Origin of the sequence: Pseudomaricurvus sp. HS19, assembly GCF_009857815.1 — a bacterium.
In the GTDB taxonomy this organism is placed as follows: domain Bacteria; phylum Pseudomonadota; class Gammaproteobacteria; order Pseudomonadales; family Cellvibrionaceae; genus Pseudomaricurvus.
The window spans coordinates 1343215-1359542 of sequence record NZ_WVVW01000001.1 but is presented as its reverse complement, the minus strand read 5'-3'; the positions used below and the strand labels follow the sequence as shown (position 1 = coordinate 1359542).

Here is a 16328-nt window from a genome sequence, read left to right as displayed (position 1 = left end):
TTTCACAGGGGAATTCACTTGAATCCGGTAAGAGTAGGCATTTGTGGTTTGGGTACCGTTGGTAGCGGTACGGTAAATGTACTGACACGCAATGCGCAGGAGATCAGCGCCAGGGCCGGAACCGGGATCATTATTGAGCAGATCGGTGCCCGTCGTGATAACCCCGCCTGTGATACCTCGGGTTTCAATGTCACCCGCGATATTTTTGAAGTCGTGCGCAACCCCAACGTAGACGTGGTGGTTGAACTGATCGGTGGCACTACCGTCGCCAAAGAGCTGGTGGAAGAGGCGCTGGCTAACGGTAAGCACGTCGTCACTGCCAACAAGGCGCTGATCGCCCACTACGGTAACGAGCTGTTTGCCCGTGCCAAAGAGGCCGGTGTCACCATCGCCTTCGAAGCCGCTGTGGCTGGCGGTATCCCCATCATCAAGGCCCTGCGTGAAGGCCTCGCTGCCAACAAGATCAAGTGGCTGGCGGGCATCATCAACGGCACCGGCAACTTCATTCTCACCGAGATGCGTGACAAGGGTCGCGATTTCGACGATGTGCTGAAAGAAGCCCAGGCACTGGGTTACGCCGAAGCAGACCCCACTTTTGACGTGGAGGGCATCGACGCTGCCCATAAACTGGTGATCCTCGCCTCACTGGCTTTCGGTATGCCGCTGCAGTTTGACAAGGTATTCACCGAGGGCATCAGCCGTATCGAACCGGTGGATGTGGCCTACGCCGGTGAGCTGGGCTACCGCATCAAGCACCTGGGTATTGCCCGTCGCACCAATGGTGGTGTGGAGCTGCGCGTACACCCGACCCTGATTCCGGAAAAGCGCCTGCTGGCCAATGTCGATGGCGTTATGAACGCCGTCGTGGTCAAGGGTGATGCCGTTGGTCCGACCCTCTATTACGGTCCCGGCGCCGGTGCCGAGCCTACCGCGTCAGCGGTGGTGGCGGACATTGTGGATATCGCCCGCGAACTGGGTACCGGTCAGGCAGTTTGTGTTCCACCTTTGGGCTTCAACGAAGCGCAGGAGTGGCCGGTGCTGCCGATGGACGAGGTGGAGACCGCTTACTACCTGCGTATATCGGCCCTGGATCAGCCCGGTGTGCTCTCCAAAATCGCGCAGATTCTCAGTGATGCCGGTATCAGTATCGAAGCACTGATCCAGAAAGAAGCGCCGGAAGAGCAGGTTCATGTGCCCATGATTCTGCTGACCAACCGCACTATTGAGAAGAAAGTGATGAACGCTGTGACGGCGATTGAATCACTGGGTTATGTGCTGGGCGAAGTGGTCCATATCCGTGTGGAAACCCTGAGCTGATTTTGAGAGCTGGCGTTCAGTGCTGGCATTCAGTGCTGGCAAGAGGCACCTGCGACAGGGGTGCCGGCAAGAGAGGAAGAGATTAACGTGAAATATATCAGCACCCGTGGCGATGCACCGTCACTGACATTCGAAGACGTGGTCCTCACTGGCCTGGCGCCGGACGGTGGCCTGTACGTGCCGGAGACGCTGCCCAAATTCAGCCAGGAAGAGATCGCTTCCTGGGCGGGACTCAGCTATCAGGAACTGGCGTTCAAGGTGATTGCCCCGTTCGTGGCCGGCGAAATCCCCGATGCCGACCTGCAGGGCCTGATTGACAAGTCCTACGCCACCTTCCGTCACGATGCTATTGCGCCGCTGGTGCAGACCGGCCACAACGAGTGGATCCTGGAGCTGTTCCAGGGGCCGACCCTGGCGTTCAAGGATTTTGCCCTGCAGTTCCTCGGTAACCTGCTGGACTACATTCTCAAGAAGCGCGACCAGAAAGTGGTGGTCATGGGTGCTACCTCCGGTGATACCGGTTCTGCAGCCATTGAAGGCTGTCGCCACTGCGACAACATCGACATCTTTATCCTGCACCCTTACCAGCGAGTCTCCGACGTACAGCGTCGCCAGATGACCACTGTGCTGGAGAAGAACGTGCACAACATTGCTCTCAAGGGCAACTTCGACGATTGCCAGAATATGGTGAAAGCCAGCTTCGGCGACCAGTCCTTCCTGCCGGAAGGGCGTCAGCTGGTGGCGGTGAACTCCATCAACTGGGCGCGCATCATGGCGCAGATCGTCTACTACTTCTACGCCGCACTGGCGCTGGGTGGTCCGGCTCGTCCGATCTCCTTCTCGGTGCCCACCGGTAACTTCGGCGATATCTTTGCCGGCTACCTGGCGAAGCAGATGGGCCTGCCCATCGACCAGCTGGTGATTGCCACCAACGCCAATGACATCCTGCATCGCTGCATCAGCGAGAACGATCACTCGAAGAAGGAGCTGATCCACTCCCTGTCGCCCAGTATGGACATCATGGTCTCCAGCAACTTCGAGCGCCTGCTGTTTGATCTGTACGGCCGTAACGGTGCCTCCATCAAGCAGCTGATGGAAGAGTTCAAGTCCGGCGCCATGCACCTGAGCGATGAGGCCCTGGTTAAGGCTCGCGAACTCTTCTCCTCCTACCGTCTGGACGACGAGGAGATGATCCAGGTGATCGCCGATGTGTTTGAGCACACCGAATACCTGCTGGATCCGCATACCGCTATTGGTGTGCAGGCTGCGCGTAAACGTCGCCGCCGCCAGGATATCCCCATGGTATGCCTCGCCACTGCCCATCCGGCCAAGTTCCCGGAAGCGGTGCGCAAGGCTGGCCAGACCGACGATCCGGCGCTGCCTCACCACATGGCCGACCTGTTTGATCGCGAAGAGCGTTACGAAGTGCTGGATAACGATCTGTCTGTGGTGCAGAAGCATATGCAAGGCAATATCCGCGCGTAAGTGCAGTGGTATTACCGGCCTGTTAAAGACCCGCCGTTATGGCGGGTTTTTTTTGGTCAGAGAATCTTGGCCTTTCACTGTTAATTCTGGTCGACCCCGTTATTTCCTGGTTATCCCTGATTTCCGTTGCTCCCGCGCAGGCGGGAGCCCAGTCCACTCGGCAAGCATTGGATTCCCGCCTGCGCGGGAATGACATGTGATGGGAATGAGATGTAACGGGAGTGGGGCGAGAACGGCAGGTCATAAGCTGAGTTTTTCCTAAATTTACACTCCCCGCGCTGTGTCGCCGCCGCTTTGCCGGTACCATACAGCCATACCTGTTACCCCGACCTGAAGACACGCCTGAGCCGATGAATCCCGCTATTGTTCGCCGTACCGCCCCCGCCAACGACATTGTCTGGCCCGACGCCTTGCCAGCCCGCTTGCGCGGGGTCTACGCCAGTCGCGGAGTGACGGATCCACAGCAGCTGGAGCGCACCCTGCAACACCTGCAGGCGCCGCAGCAGATGAAGGGCATTGATGAGGCGGTGGCGCTGCTGGTGGAGGCCCTGCAGGCACAGCAGCGCATCCTGGTGGTGGGTGACTTCGATGCGGATGGTGCCACCAGCAGCGCGCTGGCGGTGCTGGCGCTGCGGGATATGGGGGCCAAAGAGGTTAACTACCTGGTGCCCAACCGCTTCGAGTTTGGTTACGGCCTGACTCCGGAGATCGTGGCTGTGGCGAAGGGCTACCTGCCGGACCTGATCATCACCGTGGATAACGGTATCTCTTCCCTCGATGGTGTGGCCGCTGCCAACGCAGCCGGTATTCGTGTGCTGGTCACCGACCACCACCTGCCCGGCGCCGGGTTGCCGGATGCCGCCGCCATTGTGAACCCCAACCAGCCACACTGTCCCTTTCCCAGCAAAAACCTGGCGGGGGTAGGGGTGATTTTCTATCTCATGAGTGCCCTGCGCGCGGCGCTGCGAGGCAGCAACTGGTTTGCGCAGCAGGGCATTGCCGAGCCCAATATGGGCAACTACCTGGACCTGGTGGCACTGGGTACGGTAGCGGATGTGGTGCCACTGGATGCCAATAACCGCATCCTGGTGCACCAGGGCCTGCAGCGTATCCGTGCTGGCCGTGCCCGTCCCGGTATCCTGGCACTGCTGCAGGTGTCGGGACGCTCCCAGCAGCGGCTGGTGGCCTCGGACCTGGGTTTTACGGTTGGCCCGCGGCTTAACGCGGCGGGGCGGCTTGATGATATGTCGCTGGGCATTGAGTGCCTGCTGTGCGACAGCCCGGACCTGGCGCGGGAGATGGCGGTAGAGCTGGATGAGCTCAACCGCGACCGCCGCGCCATCGAAGCCAATATGCAGCAGGAGGCCATGGCCACCCTGTCGCAGGTGACCCTTTCCGAAAGCGCGGATATGCCCTGGGGCATCTGCCTGTTTGATCCCGGCTGGCATCAGGGCGTGATCGGTATTCTCGCCTCGCGCATCAAGGAGCGTTTCCATCGCCCGGTGATCGCCTTTGCCGACGCCGGCAACGGCGAAATCAAGGGTTCTGCCCGCTCCATTCCCGGCCTGCACATCCGAGATGCACTGGATGCGGTGGCGGCCAGCCACCCGGGGCTGCTGACCAAATTTGGCGGCCACGCCATGGCTGCCGGTCTCAGCCTGTCGGCGGACAAACTGCCGGCCTTCCAGCAGGCCTTTGATGAGGTGGTGCGCAGCACACTGGGTGAAGACGACCTGCACGCGGTGATTCTGTCCGATGGTGAGCTGAGTGAGCAGGATTTCACTCTGGAATTGGCCCATTGCCTGCGTGAGGCTGGTCCCTGGGGGCAGCACTTCCCGGAGCCGCTGTTTGATGGCGAGTTTTACCTGGTACAGCAGCGCATTGTGGGTGAAAAGCACCTGAAGCTGGTGGTGGCCACAGATGCTGCCCGCAGTCAGCTGCTGGACGCCATTGCCTTCAATGTGGACCTGGAGCAGTGGCCCAATAATGCCGCGCAGCGGGTGAGACTGGCCTATCGACTGGACGTCAATGAGTTCCGCGGTCGGCAGTCGCTGCAGCTGATGGTGGAACACCTCGAAGCCTTAATTTGAAAGCCACCGGGCTCCTAGGCCGGCTACGCCGGACTGACACATAACAATTTCAATCAGACCAACAGTGATAGATCAATATGTCTGCAACACCTGAAACTACCCGCACACTGGAACTGCTGCACGAATCCCGCCTCACCCCGAAACAGTACCTGATACTGATACTGGGCATGCTGGCCAGCATGATCGAAGGCTTTGATATTGTGGTGATCTCCTACACCGCGCCGGCCATCAGTGCCGACTGGGGTGTTCCTGCGGCCGAGATGGGGCTGGTGTTCAGTTCCGGGGTACTGGGCATGACGCTCGGTGCCATGTTCCTCTCCTGGCTGGCGGATCGTTACGGGCGCCGCATTATGGTGAGCTTGACGCTGTTGATCTCCGGGGTTGCCACCTGCGCCGTGGTGTTTGCCAGCAACGCCGTGGAGTTGGTGATATTGCGAGCCATTGCCGGTCTTGCGCTGGGGGTACTGGTGGCCTCACTTGCGCCGTTGATCGGTGAGTTCAGCCCGCTCCGTCACCGCATCCTGATTGTCTCAATCCTGGTGGCAGCGGCATCGGCAGGAGCCATGCTGGGCGGCCTGCTCACGGCAGCGTACATCAGTAGCATTGGCTGGCAGGGGATCTTCCTCTATGCGGGCCTGATTACCGTGGTGCTGGGTGTATTGATCCAGTGGCTGGTACCGGAGTCCATCGCCTTTGTGATGAAGCGCGACCCGCAGCGTGCACTGGCAAAAGTGAATCGCACCCTGCAGTACATCGGCCAGCGCACCGTTGCCGAACTGCCGGCGCTGAGCATTGCTGCCAGTCAGGAGTCGGCGTCGGTTAAATCCCTGCTGGTGACCCATCGCCGCTGGCCCACACTGCTCACCTGGAGCGCCTTCTTTACCGGTTTTGTGGTGGTCTACTTTATCAGCAGCTGGATGCCGCAGGTGCTCAGCAACGCTGGCCTGTCGCAGGAGAGGGCGATTCAGGGCACGACGGCCATTCCCTTTGGATCTCTGTTTGGCACCATGTTGATTGGCTGGATGACCCGTTGGCTCGGGCTCAACCAGCTGGTGGCAATCAATTTTGCCCTTGGTACGCTCTGCATTTTTGCCATGGCGGTGCTGGTCAATGATATTGGTACTCTGCCGTTTGAGCTGGTGTGGAGCATGCTGTTTATCATTGGTATTACCCTGATGGGCGCCTTCTCCAACCTCTACAATGTGGTGCTGGTGATCTATCCGGCACAGATCCGCAGCACCGGCCTGGGTTGGGCCGCGGGTCTTGGTCGTGCCGGGGCGGTGATCAGTCCTGTGCTGGCGGGACTGCTGATCGGGCTGGAGGTTTCCATGCCCATGTTGTTTGTCTGCTTCGCCTTGCCGGCACTGGCGGCGGCGCTGTGCGTGCTGGCGACGCCGATGCGTGAATTGAGCTGATAATTAGTGGCGAGTGGCGAGTGGCGAGATACAGGAGCCCGGCGGGTAGGCTGTGTTGTTGTTCCCCTAGTCACGGAATAGGTAATTGACCCTCACCAATGCTTAAATCAGCTCCAGCCACTGCTCCACATAGGGCCAGATATTCTCCAGCAGCCTGGGCTGTGCAGGGGCGGTGGGGTGCATGCCATCGGCCTGGTTAAGTTCCGGGTCTCCGGCGACGCCGTCGAGGAAAAACGGCACCAGCGGTACCTCCAGCTCCTCGGCCAGTTCGCTGTAGGTCTGCTGGAACTGGTTGCTGTAGCGGGGGCCGTAGTTGGGCGGGATCTGCATGCCCAGCAGCAGTACCTCGGCACCGGCCTCGCGGCTCATCTCAATGGCGCGACGCAGGTTGTTGCGCATCTCCCGCAGGGGGTAGCCGCGCAGGCCGTCGTTGGCACCCAGCTCCAGTACTACCAGTTGTGGCTGTGCCTGTTGCAGTAGCTTGGGCAGTCGCGCCAGGCCACCGGCGGTGGTCTCGCCACTGATACTGCCATTGGTAACCTCTGCTTCCGGCCAGTCGTCCTGCAAACGGCCATTCAGCAGCGCCACCCAGCCTTTGGCGGCATCCATGCCATAGGCGGCACTGAGGCTGTCGCCCATCACCAGCAATCGTGGCTCAGCCAGTACCGGCATGGCGCCAAGCAGCAATATCACCAGCAGTGGGCGCAAAAAAACGTTGTGATCTTTTCGGTGCAGCAGTGTCGTAACCAGAGTCATATCTTTTTTCTGTTGGTGGATCTGTGAACGATCATGTTGCCGCTTCCGGTGGAGCGGGTAAAGTTCTGTGAAAACCTTGCCCCGGCGTTGCCGCCTTGGTCACAATCCTCTGACCCCAACCAGCGAGTGAAATTCAGCAATGCTTTCTGTCACCAATGTCGGCAAGCGGGTGGAGACCTCCGCCGGCGAACTGGAAATCCTTAAGTCCGTCTCTTTCTCCCTCGCCGCCGGTGCCAGCCTGGCCATTACCGGGGCTTCCGGCTCCGGCAAATCCACCTTGCTGGGAATTCTGGCGGGCCTGGATGTGCCTTCCTGTGGCGAGGTTGAGCTGGCCGGCCAATCCCTAACCCAACTGGATGAAGAGGGCCGGGCGGCGCTGCGGGCCGGGCATGTGGGCTTTGTGTTTCAGTCGTTCCAGCTGTTGCCGGGGCTGACAGCGCTGGAGAATGTGATGTTGCCGCTGGAGTTGCACGGTGTCAGCGATGCCCGCGCCAAGGCAGAGACCTTCCTGCAGCGGGTTGGCTTACAGCAGCGCCTGCAGCACTACCCGCAACAGCTCTCCGGCGGTGAGCAACAGCGTGTGGCCATTGCCCGGGCCTTTGCCTCGGAGCCCGATATCCTGTTTGCCGATGAGCCCACCGGCAACCTGGATTCCACCACCGGGGCCCACATCATCGACCTGCTGTTTGATCTCAACCGTGAGCAGGGCACCACACTGGTATTGGTTACGCACGAACAGCGGCTGGCGGATCTGTGCCAGCAGCACCTGGTGATGGAAGGTGGCGAAGTGGTGGGTTTTAACGGTCAGGTTTCTGATGCTGGGGTACTGACGACGTGAAGCGCCTGACTCTCTCCTGGCGGCTCTTATGGCGTAACTGGCGCGCCGGCGAGATGAAAATCCTGGCTGTTGCGCTGTTGCTGGCCGTCACCGTGGTGGCAGGCATCTCAATCTTTACCGATCGCCTGCAGAGCGCTATCACCCGGGAGAGCCACAGCTTTCTCGCGGCGGATCGTGTGATCAACTCCAGTCAGCCCATACCGCTGGAGTGGCGGGCGCTGGCGCAGCAGCACCGGCTGCAATACGCCTACAGCACGCAGTTCTCCTCCATGGCCTTTGCCGGTGATGCCATGCAGCTGGCAGCGGTCAAAGCCGTCACCGAAGGCTATCCCCTGCGTGGCAAGTTGCATATCGCCACCCAACCGTTTACCACTGACCCGCAGCAGATCACGGTCGCTACCACTATTCCGGCACAAGGTGAGGCCTGGGTGGACGCGCGGCTGTTGCCGCTGCTGGGTATCTCCCTCGGGGATACGCTGGAAGTGGGGGAGAAGCCGCTCAAGGTGACCCGGGTGATTGCGGAAGAGCCCGACGGCGGCAACAGCTTTTCACCCATGGGGCCGCGATTGCTGATGAACGCCGCGGACCTGCAGGCCACCGGCGTGATCCAGCCCGGCAGTCGTATCAGTTATAACTGGCTGCTGGCGTCAGAAGACCCTCAGCAACTGCAGGCATTCCTGCAGCAACTGCAACCCCGCCTGAGTGTGCATGAGCGCATTCGTGACGTCGCCTCTTCACAGAAGCGCCTCGCCAATGCGCTGGCCACGGCGCGCAAGTTCCTCTCCCTGTCGGCCATGATCAGCGTGCTGCTGGCGGGTGTCGCCATCGCCATCGCCGCTCGCCGTTTTGCCAGTCGCCATGTGGAGCAGGTGGCTTTGCTGAAGAGCCTGGGTGCGGGAGCAGGGCAGATCCGCGGTCTCTACGCCGCGCAGCTGCTGTGGTTGGGGGTGATCACTTCACTGCTGGGACTGGTGCTGGGGTACTGGTTACAAGCGGCGATTGTGCAGTTGGTGGGCGACCTGTTGCCGGTGACGCTGTTGGCGCCTGGCTGGCTGGCGCTGTTGCCCCCGGCGCTCACCGGGTTGGTGTGCCTGGTCTGCTTTGCTGCCCCGCCGCTATGGCACCTTCCCACAGTGCCGCCCATGAAAATCCTGCGGCGGGAACTGCCGGTGAGTGCGGTGCGCCAGTACTGGCAGGTGCTGATTGGATTGCTGGCGCTGTTGCTGCTGGTGGCGGTGTTCAGTGGCGACTGGGTGCTGACGGTGAGCCTGAGCGCCGGCCTGGTGGTGCTGGTGGCCCTGGGGCTGCTGCTGGCGAGATTGTTGCTGAATGGGATCCAGCACTATAGTGAGCGTTCCGGTAGTCGCTGGCGGTTGGCTCTGGCGAGCCTGCAGCGCAACCGCCAGCAGACGCTGATACAGACCGTGGTGTTCGCACTGGCGGTCAGCCTGCTGCTCAGCCTTACCGGGCTGCGCACATCGTTGCTGGAGGACTGGCAGCTGCAATTGCCGCCGGAGACGCCCAACCATTTTCTGCTGAACGTGGCTCCGCACCAGCTGGATGGCGTAAAACAGCTGATGAGTGACAACCAGCTCACCACCGAACAGTTCTTCCCCATGGTGCGAGGGCGCCTGACACACATCAATGGAGTTGAGCCCGATGAGGAAAAACGTGAGCGTACCGAGACCCTGCGCCGTGAGCTCAACCTCAGCTGGACCGACCACTTAAACAGCGACAACAAGGTGATAGCCGGTCAGTGGTGGGACAGCTGGCCTGCAGGTGGGCGTGTGGGTGTGTCGGTGGAGCAGGAGGCGGCCCGGCAGATTGGCCTGCAGGTGGGGGACGAGCTGCGGTTTAGTATCGGTGGCCTGACGCTGGAGGCGACGGTGGCCAGCATCCGCAGCCTGAAATGGGACTCCATGAACCCCAACTTCTACTTCCTGTTTTCACCGCAGTCGCTGGACGATTTTGCCCCGGCCTATATGACCAGCCTTTATATTCCCTCACAGCAGAAAGCTTTCATCAACACGCTACTGCGCTTTGATCCCACCCTGGTGGTAATCGAAATGGATCGGATGCTGGCTCAGATCCAGGCCATTGTCAGCCAGGTCAGCCGCGGTGTGGAGCTGATGTTGCTGGCAGTGTTGGCCGCAGGCTTCCTGGTCATGTGGGCGGCGGTGACCTCCAGTTTCAGTGAACGCCAGCAGGAGGCAGCACTGTTGCGGGCTCTGGGCAGTTCACGCAAGCAACTGTTGGGCAGCCTGTGGCTGGAGTTCAGTTTGCTGGGATTGATGTCCGGCGTGATGGCGGTGGCCGCGTCAGAAGTGCTGTTGCTGGCCATGCAGCGCTGGGTACTGGAGATCCCGGTGCGCTGGCACCCCGGGTTGTGGCTATGGGGAGTCAGTGTGTCGGTGCTGCTGATCGGGGCTATGGGGGTGTTTGCCTGTCGCCGCACCATCACCACCCCGCCGGCGGTGATCTTGCGGGAGCTGGCCTGAGTCCCGGCGCAACCCCCTAGACTCCGGTACGCGCCTGCAGGAAATGTTTCAGTGTCACCTCGTCACCATCGACGATGGCTTGCGCGGTATTGGCCAGCCACAGTGACACGCCGCTGCGTTTTGGGTGGTTGTCCTGCAGGATGATGTGCCGGTTAAAAATAACAAAGGCGGTGCTGAGCATCAGTATTGCCGTGGCCCGCGCCCGCGCCCGTGGTGCTCCCAGCCATTTGGCCATGGGTTCGATTAACCGGGTACGGGCGAACTCCGCAGCGATGGTGGCGGCCTCCTGATCGCCGATGGAGAGTGTGATCATCGCCGGAATGGTGATAGGGCGCTGTTTGTCCAGGATCGCCTCCACCAGCAGCTTGCCAAACTCTGCCTTGTTGCCAGCGGTAATAAAATCCAGCTCCACCGCATTTTCCAGTGCTGCCCTGAACAGCCCGGCCTTGGTGCCGAAGTAACGCACCGGCAGGGCGGAAGATACGTCCGCCAGACCGGCAATATCCCTCAGCCCTGTCCTTGCATAACCCTGCTGCGCAAACGCCTGTTGTGCGGCGGCGATAATTTTCTGCTGTGTCTCTGCCGGATTGCGGCGTTTGATTGGTGCATCTGGCATCACAAGTCCGGCTTGACAGTAGGTTACATGAGCTACTAATTTAGCAGTCAGTCTTCTAAGTAAGCAACTGCTTAGTTAGGCGTTGCCAGCCCCAACCTCAATAACCATAACAGGGGAACGACCATGGCCGACCTGTATCAGGCCGACACGGATGTCATGCTCCGTGAACTCACCGATCGCCAGCGTATCTGGGATTGCCTGCTGTGTTACACCCGCGGACTGGACCGGCTTGATCGCGAGCTGTTGCTGTCCGGGTTTCATGCCGACGCCCGTATTCAGACCGGCAGTTTCAGTGGTGAACCCCGCAGCTTTGCCGACTGGGTATTGGGTCATCACCGTGACAATCAGGTGCAGACCCAGCACATCATGACCAACCACTACTGTCAGCTGCATGGCGATGAGGCGCACACCGAAACCTACGTCGCCTATTACGGCAACAATCCCGGGCAGCAGGATGAGTTTGCTGTGGGCCGCTATCTCGATCGGCTGCAACGGTTTGCGTCCGGCTGGCTGATTACCGACCGGGTCTGCACCACCGAAGGCACCACCAACTTCGACAAGAACGGTTTGCTGGAACGCATGATCCTGGTACCCGATTCTCTTGCCGCACCCGCCAGGGACCGGTCGGACCCGGCCTACCGGCGTCCGCTGCGCATTCCCCGCTAATCCCTTGCAAACAGGAGAGACAGATGCAGGAACTGAAAGGCAAAACCGCGCTGGTCAGTGGCGGTGGTCGCGGTATTGGCCGGGCCATCGTGGAGAAGCTTGCGGCAGACGGTGCCCTTGTCGCCATTAACTACGCCGGCAACAGATCTGCGGCGGAGGCTGCACTGAAGGCGGTTACAGGTGCCGGCGGCGAGGGCTTCCTGGTGCAAGCCAAAATTGGCGAGGCGGGTGCCATCGAGCACCTGGTCGAGACAGTCATAACAGAATTCGAACACCGTACCGGTCGTGCGCAGCTGGATATCCTGGTGAACAATATCGGTGGCGGCGAGCACGCCACCATTGCCACCGAGACCGAGGCCCATTTCGATTGGGTGATGTCCAATAACGTTCGCGGTCCGTTTTTCCTCACCCAGGCGCTGTTGCCTTATCTGGCGGACGGGGGGCGTATTGTGAATATCTCCTCGGCGGCTTCCCGCCTGGCTGGCGTTACCTTTATCTCCTACAGCATGGCCAAGGCGGCGGTGGAGATGTTTACCCGGGTGCTGGCCAAGGATCTGGGCAAGCGCGGCATCACCGTCAACTCTGTGGCGCCAGGCTACTGTACCGGGGAGACCAACCAGGAGGTGGAAGGCAATCCGGAGCTGGCCCGCCAGATCGAACAGAACACACTGCTCGGCCGCTTTGGTCATCCCACCGATATTGCCGATATCGTCCATGCCCTGATCGCTCCTCCGGGGCGCTGGCTTACCGGACAGAATATTGAAGCCAGCGGCGGGTTTAACTTCTGATGAGCGAGGGCGTCCTGCCAATGCAGGCCTGGGTGTTTCACGGAGTCGGGATACCGCTGGAAGCAGTAGCGCGTGCTGTGCCGCAACCGGCTGCGGGAGAGGTACTGATCGAAGTGCGTGGTTCCGGCCTTTGTCACAGTGATGTGGGGCGTATGGATGGCACCCTGACTCCCTACATGCCGAAGCAGCCGCCGATTGTCCTCGGTCATGAAATCGCCGGGGTAATCATTGCCACTGGTGATGACCCGGGGAGCTTTGCCGTGGGCGACCGGGTGGTGGCCTCCGGCACCCAGGCCTACTGCCCGGGGCGCGACGCCGACGGTGGTTATGCAACCCACTGCCTGTTGCCGGTCCATTGCCTGCTGGCATTGCCGGACGCGGTCAGCTTTGTGCAGGGGGCAGCCGCCACCGATGCCGGCCAGACGTCGCACCACGCGGTGATGGTGGCCGGCGAGCTGCAGCCGGGTATGCGGGTGGGTATCGTTGGTCTCGGCGGGCTGGGTATGACCGGTGCCCGCATCGCGGTATTGGCTGGCGCCGAAGTGCATGCGGCCGAGCCCCGACGCGAGGCGTGGTCCGCAGCCAAAGCGCAGGGTGTTACCTCGGTGGTGAGCGATGTCAGCGAGTTAGCGCCATTGGCTCTGGACCTGATTGTGGATTTCGCCGGCTTCGGCGACACCACGGCGGGCGCAATCTCTGCGGTACGCGCCGGCGGTCGGGTGGTGCTGGTGGGACTCGGGAGTACCGAGGCGTTGATCCCTACCATGCCCCTGATCGCCAAGTCGGTGACCCTGCGAGGCTCCGGTGGTGGCCAGCCGTCGGATACCGCGGCAGTGCTGCACTATATGGCGCAGGGCCAGTTGACGATTGAGGCGTCTGTTATCGACTTTGCCGGGATACCCGAAGGCCTGGAACGATTGCAACGGGGTGGTGTGGTTGGGCGGATTGTGGCTAATCCGAATGGGTAAGCCTCATGAATAAGCAGCGGGAGGTCGCTATGGCCAGGCTTGAAGGTAAGGTGGCAATCATCACCGGTGGTACCGGTGGCCTGGGGCAGGCCGCGGTAGAGTTATTTGTAGCGGAAGGTGCGCGGGTGGTGATTGCCGACCTGGATGAGGAGCGAGGAGAGGCATTGGTTAAGCGACTGGGTGACAGGGTTGTTTTTCGTCGCGCAGACGTCTCCCGCGAAGAGGAGGTGCAGGGGCTGATTGATACCGCAGTGAATCACTTTGGCGGGCTACACATTATGTTTAACAACGCCGCTATCTCCTGTGCCTTCCACCTGCAACTGCAGGACGACGATTTTGCCGATTTCCAGCGGGTCATGAACGTGAACCTGCTGGGGGTAATCCTGGGTACGCAGTTGGCGGCGCGGCATATGATGCACAACGGTGGCGGTTCGATAATCAACACCAGCGCCACCAGCGGCATTGAGGCGGGCTACGGGGTAGCCACCTACCGGATTACCAAGGCCGGTGTGAATCATTTCAGCAAGTCGGCGGCCATCGATTACGGCGCGCATAATATCCGCGTCAACTGTATTGCCCCGGGTAATATCAGTACGGAGATGAACGCTTTCAGCAGTGGAGATGCGGATACGGAACAGGCGCGGCAGTGGGCGCAGACGCTGGAGAAAATCCGTATGGCGCCACAGCCGCTGAAGCGTCATGGTACACCACGGGATGTAGCGGAAGCGGCGCTGTTTCTCGCCAGCGATGACTCGGCGTTTGTGACCGGTACTGTATTACCGGTGGATGGCGGTATTACCTGCGGACACGGGATTCAGTAACCGGTTGTTGCTGCAGGGAAAGAAGGGCAGAGCAGCCTGCGGCTGCCCTGATGCACTATCAGCTCTGGCGAATGCCGGTTGCATCTGACTCCTTAAACACAGCGATGGCCTCTTCGGCTTTCATCATCACCAGCGGCAGCACCCGGTCGGTGGATTCCTGGTAGGTGGCGTAAAAGGGGTGGCAATCGATAAAGAAATTCCACACCTTCTCCCGCTCGGCGCCTTCCGGTTCACGCCAGCTGCCACGAAACGCCTGGGTGGCGATCTGGAACTCTACCTCATCGCTGTCGATCAGGTTCAGGTACCAGGCCGGGTGATGGTCGGCGCCGCCCTTGGAGGCGCAGATCACTACCTCACCGCCGATGTCGGCGTAGCACAGGGGAGTGATAAAAATCTTGCCGCTCTTGCGCCCCTTGTACTTGATCAGGCAGTGGGTGGCGAAGCTGCGGCCACCGACGGCGGTGATATCCATAATGTGCCCCTCAGCACCGCCGGAGCGCAGGTACTGCTCCCGGTGTTCAAACACCCAGTCGCGGCGTTGGGCCGAGATGGCGGCGGATGATTCATCACTCATTGGGTAATCCTCTCAGTGCTGCGCGTGTTCGCGCTAGTCGTGGTAACTCAGTTCTACGTGGGTCTGCTCGCCATTGGGCCCCATGGGGGAGTCGTACTCCAGCACCGAGCAGACCGGATTGGCGTGACTGGCAAACAGTTTTGCCTCATCCGCTTTGACGTGTTCAATACGGTCAGGCGACGCAATAATCTTCTGTGAGTTTTCAAAGTCCTCCCGGCTGTTCCACCAGATCTCCATGATGCAGTCAAAACCGGGGTCATGGACCTCGCCGGTGACCGGGTTCTTTTCCGGCTGCAGGTAGCGTCGTACATAGCGCACGGCGTTGGGGATGGAGGGTGAACGGCCCTGTTTTTTGGAGAGCTGGGAGTGCTGGTTTTCATAGTAGTCCATGAACTCTTCCTGGCTCATGTCCGGGTGTTTCCTGAAAAAACAGATCTGTTTGAACATGGGGTGTCACCTGCATTCTTATGGTTATGTGGTTGTTGTCCCAGCCACCGGAGCGCTTTTGTCCGGTGAGTATGGCAGACAGTCTGCGGGGCTGCTGCTATGCTGTCCAATGCAAAATTATAGTAAACCTATGTGAATTGGTTATGGATCTGTCGGTTGGAAAATTGCAGCAACTGGTTACTGTGGCCCGGCTGGGCAGCTTCTCCGCGGCGGCACAGGTACTCAATATCAGCCAGCCGGCGCTGAGTCGTAGTATCGCCGCTCTGGAGCACCGCTACGGCTTCCAGATTTTCAGCCGGGTCGGGCACGGGGTGCAGCTGACCGCTGCGGGAACCCAGGTGATCGAGCTCGCCAGGCCGCTGCTGCAGGATATGCAGGTGTTTGATAACAACCTCAAGCTGTTTGGTTCCGGCAAGGTGGGCTCACTGGCCATCGGAATGGCGCCATTACTGGCGAGCGAGGTGCTGGCGGAGCTGGCCAGCGAATTCTTTAACAGCGCCTCCCGGGTGGATTTGCAGGTGACCACCCAGGCGGGAGCGATCCTGATGGAGAAGCTCAAGCGCGACGAAATCGAGCTGGTCTTCTATCCCGCAGGCTATATGGGAGACGCCCCGGAGCTGGAGGTGGAAACTCTGGGCTATATCGAGCCCGTGTGTGTGGTGCGACGTGGCCATCCTCTGTTAGCGCAGGTGTTGGCTCAGGGTGAGTTGACCCGGCAGGACCTGGCGGGTTTCCCCTGGGCCAGTTCGGTGTTGCCGGAACAGCTGCGGGAAGCCATTCAGCCGTCCCAGTTCGTGTGCGATAACTACCATATCCTCAGGGAGACGGTGCTGAACAGTGACCTGATCTGTATCTGTACCCGTAACTTTGTCCGTCAGCAGCTGGTGGATGGCCTGTTGTGTGAGATCGCGGTGACCGGTCTGCCGCTGCCGCCAACCGCTATCTGTGCTGCTCGTTTGCCGGGGCGTATCAGTTCGCCCCTGGCCCTGGAGGCGGTGGGGAGCATACGCGCGCGCTTGCAGCGCCAGCTATAGTCATTGGCAAGGAGC

15 protein-coding genes are annotated in these 16328 nt (G+C 60.4%); 11 read left to right on the top strand and 4 right to left on the bottom strand.

What is annotated here, in order from left to right; translation table 11 throughout:
- Positions 1-18 precede the first annotated feature (18 nt).
- From GSF27_RS06090 to GSF27_RS06075, 4 genes are all read left to right on the top strand, one after another.
- Complete coding sequence (locus GSF27_RS06090) at positions 19-1317, top strand: homoserine dehydrogenase (RefSeq protein WP_237457351.1); 1299 nt, start codon at positions 19-21, stop codon at positions 1315-1317.
- Between the two features lie 87 nt (positions 1318-1404).
- A complete protein-coding gene (gene thrC / locus GSF27_RS06085) occupies positions 1405-2802 on the top strand; it encodes a threonine synthase (protein WP_160966682.1) in 1398 nt (465 codons plus the stop codon).
- Between the two features lie 350 nt (positions 2803-3152).
- Positions 3153-4892: a single-stranded-DNA-specific exonuclease RecJ gene (gene recJ, locus GSF27_RS06080; protein WP_160966680.1), complete on the top strand. Its 1740-nt coding sequence runs from the start codon at positions 3153-3155 to the stop codon at positions 4890-4892.
- Positions 4893-4969: 77 nt separating this feature from the next.
- The gene (locus tag GSF27_RS06075) at positions 4970-6307 is read left to right on the top strand and encodes an MFS transporter (RefSeq protein WP_160966678.1); all 1338 of its coding nucleotides are present in this window, start codon (positions 4970-4972) and stop codon (positions 6305-6307) included.
- Between the two features lie 102 nt (positions 6308-6409).
- On the opposite strand, the gene GSF27_RS06070 is transcribed toward GSF27_RS06075, so the two are convergent.
- On the bottom strand, positions 6410-7063 hold the full coding sequence (locus tag GSF27_RS06070; RefSeq protein ID WP_202410273.1) for an arylesterase: 654 nt from the start codon (positions 7061-7063) through the stop codon (positions 6410-6412).
- A gap of 139 nt (positions 7064-7202) precedes the next feature.
- Here GSF27_RS06070 and GSF27_RS06065 point away from each other — a divergent pair, with 139 nt between their 5' ends.
- Together GSF27_RS06065 and GSF27_RS06060 are read left to right on the top strand one after the other, a co-directional pair.
- On the top strand, positions 7203-7901 hold the full coding sequence (locus GSF27_RS06065) for an ABC transporter ATP-binding protein (protein WP_160966676.1): 699 nt from the start codon (positions 7203-7205) through the stop codon (positions 7899-7901).
- Positions 7898-10399: an ABC transporter permease gene (locus GSF27_RS06060; RefSeq protein WP_370462568.1), complete on the top strand. Its 2502-nt coding sequence runs from the start codon at positions 7898-7900 to the stop codon at positions 10397-10399. The genes GSF27_RS06065 and GSF27_RS06060 overlap by 4 nt, the downstream gene beginning before the upstream one ends.
- A 16-nt stretch (positions 10400-10415) precedes the next feature.
- Here the strand turns inward: GSF27_RS06060 and GSF27_RS06055 are convergent, their stop codons facing one another.
- Complete coding sequence (locus GSF27_RS06055) at positions 10416-11015, bottom strand: TetR/AcrR family transcriptional regulator (protein ID WP_160966674.1); 600 nt, start codon at positions 11013-11015, stop codon at positions 10416-10418.
- Between the two features lie 123 nt (positions 11016-11138).
- Here GSF27_RS06055 and GSF27_RS06050 point away from each other — a divergent pair, with 123 nt between their 5' ends.
- From GSF27_RS06050 to GSF27_RS06035, 4 genes are read left to right on the top strand one after another with little or no spacing between them, the layout of a single operon-like run.
- Complete coding sequence (locus GSF27_RS06050; protein ID WP_160966672.1) at positions 11139-11681, top strand: nuclear transport factor 2 family protein; 543 nt, start codon at positions 11139-11141, stop codon at positions 11679-11681.
- Positions 11682-11704: 23 nt separating this feature from the next.
- On the top strand, positions 11705-12469 hold the full coding sequence (locus GSF27_RS06045) for an SDR family oxidoreductase (RefSeq protein WP_160966670.1): 765 nt from the start codon (positions 11705-11707) through the stop codon (positions 12467-12469).
- Entirely contained in the window at positions 12469-13437 is a 969-nt protein-coding gene (locus GSF27_RS06040) for a zinc-binding dehydrogenase (protein WP_202410272.1), read from the top strand. The genes GSF27_RS06045 and GSF27_RS06040 overlap by 1 nt, the downstream gene beginning before the upstream one ends.
- A gap of 29 nt (positions 13438-13466) precedes the next feature.
- Complete coding sequence (locus GSF27_RS06035; RefSeq protein WP_160966668.1) at positions 13467-14258, top strand: SDR family NAD(P)-dependent oxidoreductase; 792 nt, start codon at positions 13467-13469, stop codon at positions 14256-14258.
- A 58-nt stretch (positions 14259-14316) separates the two neighbouring features.
- Here the strand turns inward: GSF27_RS06035 and GSF27_RS06030 are convergent, their stop codons facing one another.
- Together GSF27_RS06030 and GSF27_RS06025 are read right to left on the bottom strand one after the other, a co-directional pair.
- Entirely contained in the window at positions 14317-14832 is a 516-nt protein-coding gene (locus GSF27_RS06030; RefSeq protein WP_160966666.1) for a nitroreductase/quinone reductase family protein, read from the bottom strand.
- Between the two features lie 33 nt (positions 14833-14865).
- Complete coding sequence (locus GSF27_RS06025; protein ID WP_160966664.1) at positions 14866-15279, bottom strand: EthD domain-containing protein; 414 nt, start codon at positions 15277-15279, stop codon at positions 14866-14868.
- A 143-nt stretch (positions 15280-15422) separates the two neighbouring features.
- On the opposite strand from GSF27_RS06025, the gene GSF27_RS06020 reads away from it, so the two are divergent.
- On the top strand, positions 15423-16313 hold the full coding sequence (locus GSF27_RS06020) for a LysR family transcriptional regulator (protein ID WP_160966662.1): 891 nt from the start codon (positions 15423-15425) through the stop codon (positions 16311-16313).
- Positions 16314-16328 lie beyond the last annotated feature (15 nt).